Source organism: Roseomonas sp. 18066 (genome assembly GCF_902706185.1).
In the GTDB taxonomy this organism is placed as follows: domain Bacteria; phylum Pseudomonadota; class Alphaproteobacteria; order Acetobacterales; family Acetobacteraceae; genus Pseudoroseomonas.
The window spans coordinates 1-6,526 of sequence record NZ_CACSJM010000234.1 but is presented as its reverse complement, the minus strand read 5'-3'; the positions used below and the strand labels follow the sequence as shown (position 1 = coordinate 6,526).

At 71.8% G+C, this 6,526-nt stretch carries 6 protein-coding genes; 5 read left to right on the top strand and 1 reads right to left on the bottom strand.

Features of this window, described 5'->3' with window-relative positions; genetic code table 11:
- Positions 1-77: 77 nt before the first annotated feature.
- Positions 78-584, bottom strand: coding sequence for a DUF1993 family protein (locus tag GVN67_RS27570; protein WP_160000520.1), 507 nt, complete (start codon positions 582-584; stop codon positions 78-80).
- A 129-nt stretch (positions 585-713) separates the two neighbouring features.
- Between GVN67_RS27570 and GVN67_RS27565 the strand changes: the two genes are divergently transcribed.
- From GVN67_RS27565 to GVN67_RS27545, 5 genes are all read left to right on the top strand, one after another.
- Positions 714-1,295, top strand: coding sequence for a TetR/AcrR family transcriptional regulator (locus GVN67_RS27565; protein ID WP_160000519.1), 582 nt, complete (start codon positions 714-716; stop codon positions 1,293-1,295).
- A gap of 252 nt (positions 1,296-1,547) precedes the next feature.
- A complete protein-coding gene (locus tag GVN67_RS27560) occupies positions 1,548-2,507 on the top strand; it encodes a TRAP transporter substrate-binding protein (RefSeq protein ID WP_235035571.1) in 960 nt (319 codons plus the stop codon).
- Positions 2,508-2,550: 43 nt separating this feature from the next.
- The gene (locus tag GVN67_RS27555; RefSeq protein ID WP_160000517.1) at positions 2,551-3,057 is read left to right on the top strand and encodes a TRAP transporter small permease; all 507 of its coding nucleotides are present in this window, start codon (positions 2,551-2,553) and stop codon (positions 3,055-3,057) included.
- A 6-nt stretch (positions 3,058-3,063) separates the two neighbouring features.
- On the top strand, positions 3,064-4,365 hold the full coding sequence (locus GVN67_RS27550) for a TRAP transporter large permease (RefSeq protein WP_160000516.1): 1,302 nt from the start codon (positions 3,064-3,066) through the stop codon (positions 4,363-4,365).
- Between the two features lie 74 nt (positions 4,366-4,439).
- Positions 4,440-6,365, top strand: coding sequence for a hypothetical protein (locus GVN67_RS27545; protein WP_160000515.1), 1,926 nt, complete (start codon positions 4,440-4,442; stop codon positions 6,363-6,365).
- Positions 6,366-6,526 lie beyond the last annotated feature (161 nt).

Genomic DNA, 6,526 nt, shown 5'->3' with positions numbered 1-6,526 from the left:
GCGGAGGCGGGCGGGGCGGCCATCGGTTCGTTCCGGAAGGGGGATGCCCTGCCGGAACGCGCGGCGTCGTGAGCGGTTTAGAAGGGCCCGAGAAAATCCAGCTTGCCGATCTTGAGGCCCTGGGCGCGCAGGATGTCGTAGGCGGTGGTGACATGGAAAAAGAAATTCGGCAGGGCGAACTGCGTCAGATAGGCGGCGCCGGTGAAGTGGTAGTCGCGGCCACCGACGGTCAGGGTGATGGCGCGCTCGGCGCCGCCCTCGGTCGCCGCCGGGTCGATGCCCTGGACATAGTCGATGGTCTTCTGGATGCGCGCCTGCAGCTCGGCGAAGCTGGTCTCGGTGTCGGGGAAGCTGGGGCGCTCGACATCGGCCAGGCGCCCGGCGCCGGCCTTGGCGGCATCGCTGGCCATCTGCACCTGGGCGGCCAGGTCGCGCATGTCGGGGGCGAGGCGCGCCTGGATCAGCGCCTCCGGCGCCAGGCCTTCGGCGGCGGCATGCGCCTCGGCCTTCTGCAACAGGGTGGACAGCGTCGTCAGGCCGCGCAGGAAGATCGCGGTGGAGGCGGTGTGCAGCGGAATGGGCATCGGACAGGGTCCTGGATCAGCGCCGCACGAAGGACTCGCACGGTTTCGTACCGGGTGGTATGGTTCTGGACCGCAGCCGTCAAGGTGGCTAGTCATCCAGCCGCCGCAGCAGGAAGGACACTGGGACCGATGGGCCGCCCGCGCGAATTCGACCCCGACCAGGCGCTGGGCCAGGCGCTGGAGGTGTTCTGGCGTCAGGGCTACGAGGGCGCCTCGCTGACCGACCTGACGGAGGCGATGGGCATCACCCGCCCCAGCCTCTACGCCACCTTCGGCAACAAGGAGGAGCTGTTCCGCAAGGCGCTCGACCGCTACGAGAGCGGCGTGATGGGCTTCATGGCGGAGGCGATGCTGCGCCGGCCGGCGCGGGAGGCGGTGGCTGGCCTGCTCTACGGTTTCGCCGATGCGCAGTCGGGGCAGGACACGCCGGCGGGGTGCCTCGGCGTCAATGGCGCGCTGGCCTGTTCCGAGGCCTCCGACCCGGTGCGGCAGGAGCTGGCCCGGCGCCGCGCCGCCGTCGAGGCGCGGCTGGGCGACCGGCTGCGCGCCGCGCCCGCCGGGGAGCTGCCGCCGGGTGCCGATCCGGACGACCTGGCGCGCTATGTCATGGCGGTGGCCCAGGGCATGGCGGTGCAGGCCAAGTCCGGCGCCGGGCGGGAGGCGCTGCGCCGCATCGTCGCCACCGCGCTGCAGGCCTGGCCCGCCGGATAGTCGCGCTGGCGGCGTGACTCGGGCGGCGGTCGCGATGCTGCGCCCGCGAAACCAATCACGCGCGCCGGGAGGCGGAGGCAGAAGCGGACCCCGCCTGCCCAAAGAATCAGCAGCATGGCGCCCGCCCGGCGCAGAAGCCGGGGGTCGGGGGCCAGTTCCCGGCTTGTCGGCCCCGCGAAGCCCCGGAATAGTTGCGCATCTCGATAGATGTGAGGGGCCCGGACCATGCAACCCACCCGACGTTCGCTTCTGATGGCAACCGGTATGGCCGCCGCGGGCAGCCTTGCCCGCCCGGCGCTGGCCGCGACCCGCTGGCAGTTCGCCACGCCCTACCAGGACACCAACTTCCACACGAAGAATGTCCGCGCCTTCGTGGAGGAGATCCAGAAGGCGACCAATGGCGAGCTGGCGATCCAGCTGCACACCAACCAGTCGCTGCTGCCGATGCCGCAGATCAAGCGCGGCGTGCAGTCCGGCCAGGTGCAATTGGGAGAAATCCTGTCCTCGGCCTATGGCAACGAGGACGCCTTCTTCGAGGTCGACGGCATCCCACTGCTGGCGCCGAGCTACGAGGCGGCGGCCAAGCTGCAGACCCTGGCGCGGCCCTATATCGAGGCCCGCTTCCAGCGCAGCGGGCTGATGACCCTCTACACCGTGCCCTGGCCCCCGGGCGGCTTCTATTCCAACGCGCCGATCACCAGCCTGGACGCGCTGAAGGGCAGCCGCTTCCGCACCTTCAACGCCATGACCAACCGCTTCGCGACGCTGATCCAGGCCTCGCCGACGCTGGTGCAGGCGTCCGAGGTGCCGCAGGCCTTCGCCACCGGCGTGATCAACGGCATGGTCACCAGCGCGGCGACCGGCGTCGACACCCAGGCCTGGGACTACTGCAAGGTCTATACCCCGGTGAACTTCACCTACACCAACAACCTGATCTTCGTCAGCCGCCGCGCCTTCGAGGCGCTGCCGGCCGCGCAGCAGGCGGCGGTGCGGGACGCGGCCACCAAGGCGCAGGCGCGCGGCCTCGAGATGTCGCGCATCGCCGAGAAGGAGGCGCAGGACATGCTGGCCTCGCGCGGCATCCAGGTGCTGGCGCCGTCGGCGGCGCTGACCGAGGGGCTGCAGAAGATCAGCGCCACCATGACCGAGGAATGGGTCGGCCGCACCGGCGAGGACGGCAAGAAGCTCATCGACGCCTATCGGGCCGGCTGAGCGCGGGCGCCGCATGCTCCGCCGCGGGCTCGATGCCCTTTACGTGGCGAGCGCGGGTCTGGCCGCGCTCTCCCTCCTGTCGATCTTCCTGGTCATGATGGCGCAGGTGGCGCTGCGCGAGCTCGGCCGGCAATTCCCGGCCGCCGACGACATCAGCGCCTATCTCTGCGTCTCCACCACCTTCTTCGCGCTGGCCCATACCTTCCGCCGCGGCGAGCTGATCCGCGTCGGGCTGTTCATCGAGACGCTGGGGCCGAAGGCGCGCCGGGTGGCGGAGATCGTCGCCCTGACGCTGGCCACCGCCGGCGTCGCCTATTGCGTCTGGTGGACGCTGGACGACGTGCTGTTCTCCTACGAGATCGAGGACGTCGCCCAGGGCGCGCTGGCGATCCCGCTGTGGATCCCGAAGCTGGCCATGCCGCTCGGCGCCTCGATCCTGCTGGTCGCGGTGCTGGACGAGCTGGTCACCGTGCTGCGCGGCAATCGCCCCAACTACGTCCTGGCCGCCGAAGAGCGCGCGGCCCGCGGCGATTTCTCGGCCGAGGTGTAAGCCGCCATGGATCTTCTGGAACTCTCGGGCCTGCTGCTGCTGCTGCTCGGCCTGCTGCTGGCCGGCGGCTTGTGGATCGGCATGAGCCTGGCCGTGGTCGGCTTCGTCGCCGTCAGCTTCGTCCATCCGCAGCCCGGCACCTATCTCGCCAGCTCCTTCTGGGAGGCCACCGGCTCCTGGACCCTGGCGGCGCTGCCGATGTTCGTCTGGATGGGCGAGATCCTGTTCCGCACCAAGCTGTCGGAAGAGCTGTTCAACGGCCTGGCCCCCTGGGTCCGCCGCATCCCCGGCCGCCTGCTGCACGTCAATATTCTGGCCTGCGGCATCTTCGGCTCCGTGTCGGGCTCCTCGGCCGCGACCTGCGCCACGGTCTCGAAGATCGCGCTGCCGGAGCTGAAGAAGCGCGGCTATGACGAGGATGTCGCGATCGGCAGCCTCGCGACCTCGGGCACGCTCGGCATCATGATCCCGCCCTCGATCATCATGGTGGTCTATGCGGTGGCCGCCGAGGTCTCGATCGTCCGCGTCTTCCTCGCCGGCTGCCTGCCGGGCCTGCTGGTGATGGTGCTGTTCAGCCTCTACATCGCCGTCTGGGCCATGCTGAACCCGAAGAAGCAGCCGCCGATGGAGCCGCGGATGCCCTTCATGGACAAGATGCGGGCCTCGGCGCAGCTGATCCCCTGCGCGCTGCTGATCATCGCCGTCATCGGCACCATGTTCGTCGGCTGGGCGACGGCGACGGAGGCCGCGGCCTTCGGCGTGCTGGGCAGCCTGCTGCTGGCCGCCGTCACCCGCTGCCTGACCTGGGAAAGCTTCCTGGAGAGCCTGAAGGGCGCGACGCGCCTGTCCTGCATGATCATGTTCATCCTGGCGGGCGCCGCCTACCTGACCAAGGCGATGGCGCTGACCGGCATCCCGGCGGAGCTGGCCGAGGCGGTGGCCGCGATGAACCTCGGCCCCTTCGGGCTGATCGCCATGCTGACCGTGGTCTATGTCATCCTGGGCACGGCGCTGGACGGCACCTCGATGATCGTGCTGACCACCTCGATCGTCGTGCCCATGGTGCAGGCCGCCGGCTTCGACCTGATCTGGTTCGGCATCTTCATCGTGCTGCTGGTCGAGATCGCCGAGATCACGCCGCCGGTCGGCTTCAACCTCTTCGTCATGCAAACCATGACAGGACGAGAACAGACCGACGTCGCCAAGGCGTCCCTGCCGTTCTTCCTGATGCTGGTCGTCACCGTGGCGCTGATCACCATCTTCCCGGTGATCGTCACCTGGCTGCCGGACGTGCTGCTGAACCGGTAGCTCTTCCGCGCGCCGGCGGGCTGGGGGCGCCAGCTGGGGGCGACAGCGACGTCCCCAGCCCCTACCTTCGTTGCATGTCGCTGACCATCATCCCGCCTCGCCCGCCGCCGCCGCGGCGCCGCCTGCCGCGCATCCTCGCCGGCGTGGCGGTGCTGGTGGTCCTGCTGCTGGCCGGCGCCATCCTCGCCCTGCCGCGGCTGGAGCTCGGCGGCTTCGCGGCCGCCCGGCTGCAGGCGCGGCTCGGGCGGGATGTTTCCGTCAGTTCTCTCCGGATCGAGCCCGGGCGCTGGATGGCGCTGCGCCTCGAAGGGCTGTCGGTCGCCAACCTGCCCGGCGGCAGCCGGCCCGAGATGCTGCGCCTGGCCACCGCCACCGCCGCCCTCGACCTGTTCTCGGTTTTCTCTGGCCCGCTGCGGCTGCGCGACGTGGCGGTGGACGGCCTCGACCTGCTGCTGGAGCACGGCCCCGACGACCGCGCCAACTGGCATTTCGCCGGCGGCGGCAGCCGCGCCGCGCCGCACCCCGAGGAATCGCGAAGGGATTTCCCGACGCTGCTGGGGCTGCGGCTGGCGCAGGCCGGCATCGCCATCAACACGCTGGGCGGCAAGCAGCTGGTCATCGCCCTGGCCGAGGCGGCGCTGGTGGCGGCCGACGAGGCCACCCCCGCCCGGCTGACCGCCGGCGGCACCTACCAGGGCGTGCCGCTGGCGCTCGACGCGGCGCTGGGCAGCTACGCCGATCTGCGCGACACCCGCCGGCCGTTTCCGGGGAAGCTCGGCTTCCGCTCCGGCGAGACCCGGCTCGATTTCGACGGCCGCTTCACCGACCCGCTGGCGGTCGACGGCGCCACCGGCCGGCTGGTGCTGGCCGCCCCCGACCCCTCGGCGCTGCTGGCCATGATGGGCAAGCCCAGCCCCTGGTCGATGCCGCTGCGGCTGGAGGGCGAGCTGGCCCGGCATGACCGGCTCTGGGACCTGGCCGAGGCGCGCGGCAGCCTGGGCGGCTCGACCCTGACCGAAGGCCGCATCCGCCTGCGCGAGGGCCTGCCGCGGCAGCCCGACCAGCTGGCGCTCGAGCTCGGCTTCGACCGGCTCGACCTCAACGCCCTGCTGGCCGAGCGCGACGCGCCGCCGGCCAATGCCGATGTGCCGCTGATCGTCGACCCTGCGCCGGGGACGCTGCTGGAGCTGACCGTCAGCGCCCGGCAGCTGGTCTATGCCGGGTTGCGCGCGGCCGAGGCGAAGCTGCGGCTGAGCCAGAGTGCCGGGCGCATCGCCGTGCCTGAGCTCGCCATCGGCTGGCAGGGCGGGTCGCTGCGCGCCGAGGGCGTCATCAAGGGCCGCCCGGCGACCGACGGCCAGGCCGCCGGCGGCACCATCAGCGGCCGCGTCGACGCGACGGGGCTGGAGGTGCAGGTGCTGGGCCGGACGCTGGGTCTCGGCGCCCTGCCGCTGCAGGGGCGGGTCGACGGCCATGCCGCGGTGCGCGGCCAGGGCGCCACGCTGAACGCCGCCTGGGGCAGCGCGCATGCCTCGGCGGTGGTCGCCATGCGCGCCGGCAGCATCGAGCGCGCGGTGATCGAGGCGGCGTCGACCGACCTGCGCGGCCTGCTGCGCCGGGCGCCGGGGATGACGCCGCTGCGCTGCCTGGTCGCCGTCATCGACCTGCGCGGGGCCGAGGGGCAGGTGGCGCCGCTGCGCATCCGCACCGACCAGGGCACCGTCTATGGCCAAGGCCGCTTCGACCTGGCGCGCCGGCAGATGGATGTCATGGTGGCCAGCGAGAGCGGCACGACGGGCAGCTTCGCCCTCGACGTGCCGATCCGGCTCAGCGGCGGCTTCGCCGATCCGGACATCGCGCCGGCGCAGTTCTCCGCCGGCGGCCGGGCGCTGATCGCCGCCGCGGACGAGATCGCGCCGCTGCTGGCCGAGCTGCAGCCCTTCGCCCGGCGCAGCGCCTGCCTGAACCGGCCGCGCAACCGGTCAACGGATCGGCCATAAAACCGGTCCAAGATTTCATGCCCCGCCGCTGGCGGCCGGCCGTTCCGCGAGGCAATCTGCGCCCCATGACCCAGTCCCGCCGCGCCCTGCTGGCCCTGCTGCCGCTGCTGCCCGCCCTGACGGCGCGGCCGCTGGCGGCCCAACCCGGCGCTGCCCCGGCC

What these genes read in the sequence shown, in the direction of transcription:
- GVN67_RS27570 (WP_160000520.1), bottom strand. Translation starts at nt 584, where the DNA reads ATGCCCATTCCGCTGCACACCGCCTCCACCGCGATCTTCCTGCGCGGC.
- GVN67_RS27565 (WP_160000519.1), top strand. Translation starts at nt 714, where the DNA reads ATGGGCCGCCCGCGCGAATTCGACCCCGACCAGGCGCTGGGCCAGGCG.
- GVN67_RS27560 (WP_235035571.1), top strand. Translation starts at nt 1,548, where the DNA reads ATGGCAACCGGTATGGCCGCCGCGGGCAGCCTTGCCCGCCCGGCGCTG.
- GVN67_RS27550 (WP_160000516.1), top strand. Translation starts at nt 3,064, where the DNA reads ATGGATCTTCTGGAACTCTCGGGCCTGCTGCTGCTGCTGCTCGGCCTG.
- GVN67_RS27545 (WP_160000515.1), top strand. Translation starts at nt 4,440, where the DNA reads ATGTCGCTGACCATCATCCCGCCTCGCCCGCCGCCGCCGCGGCGCCGC.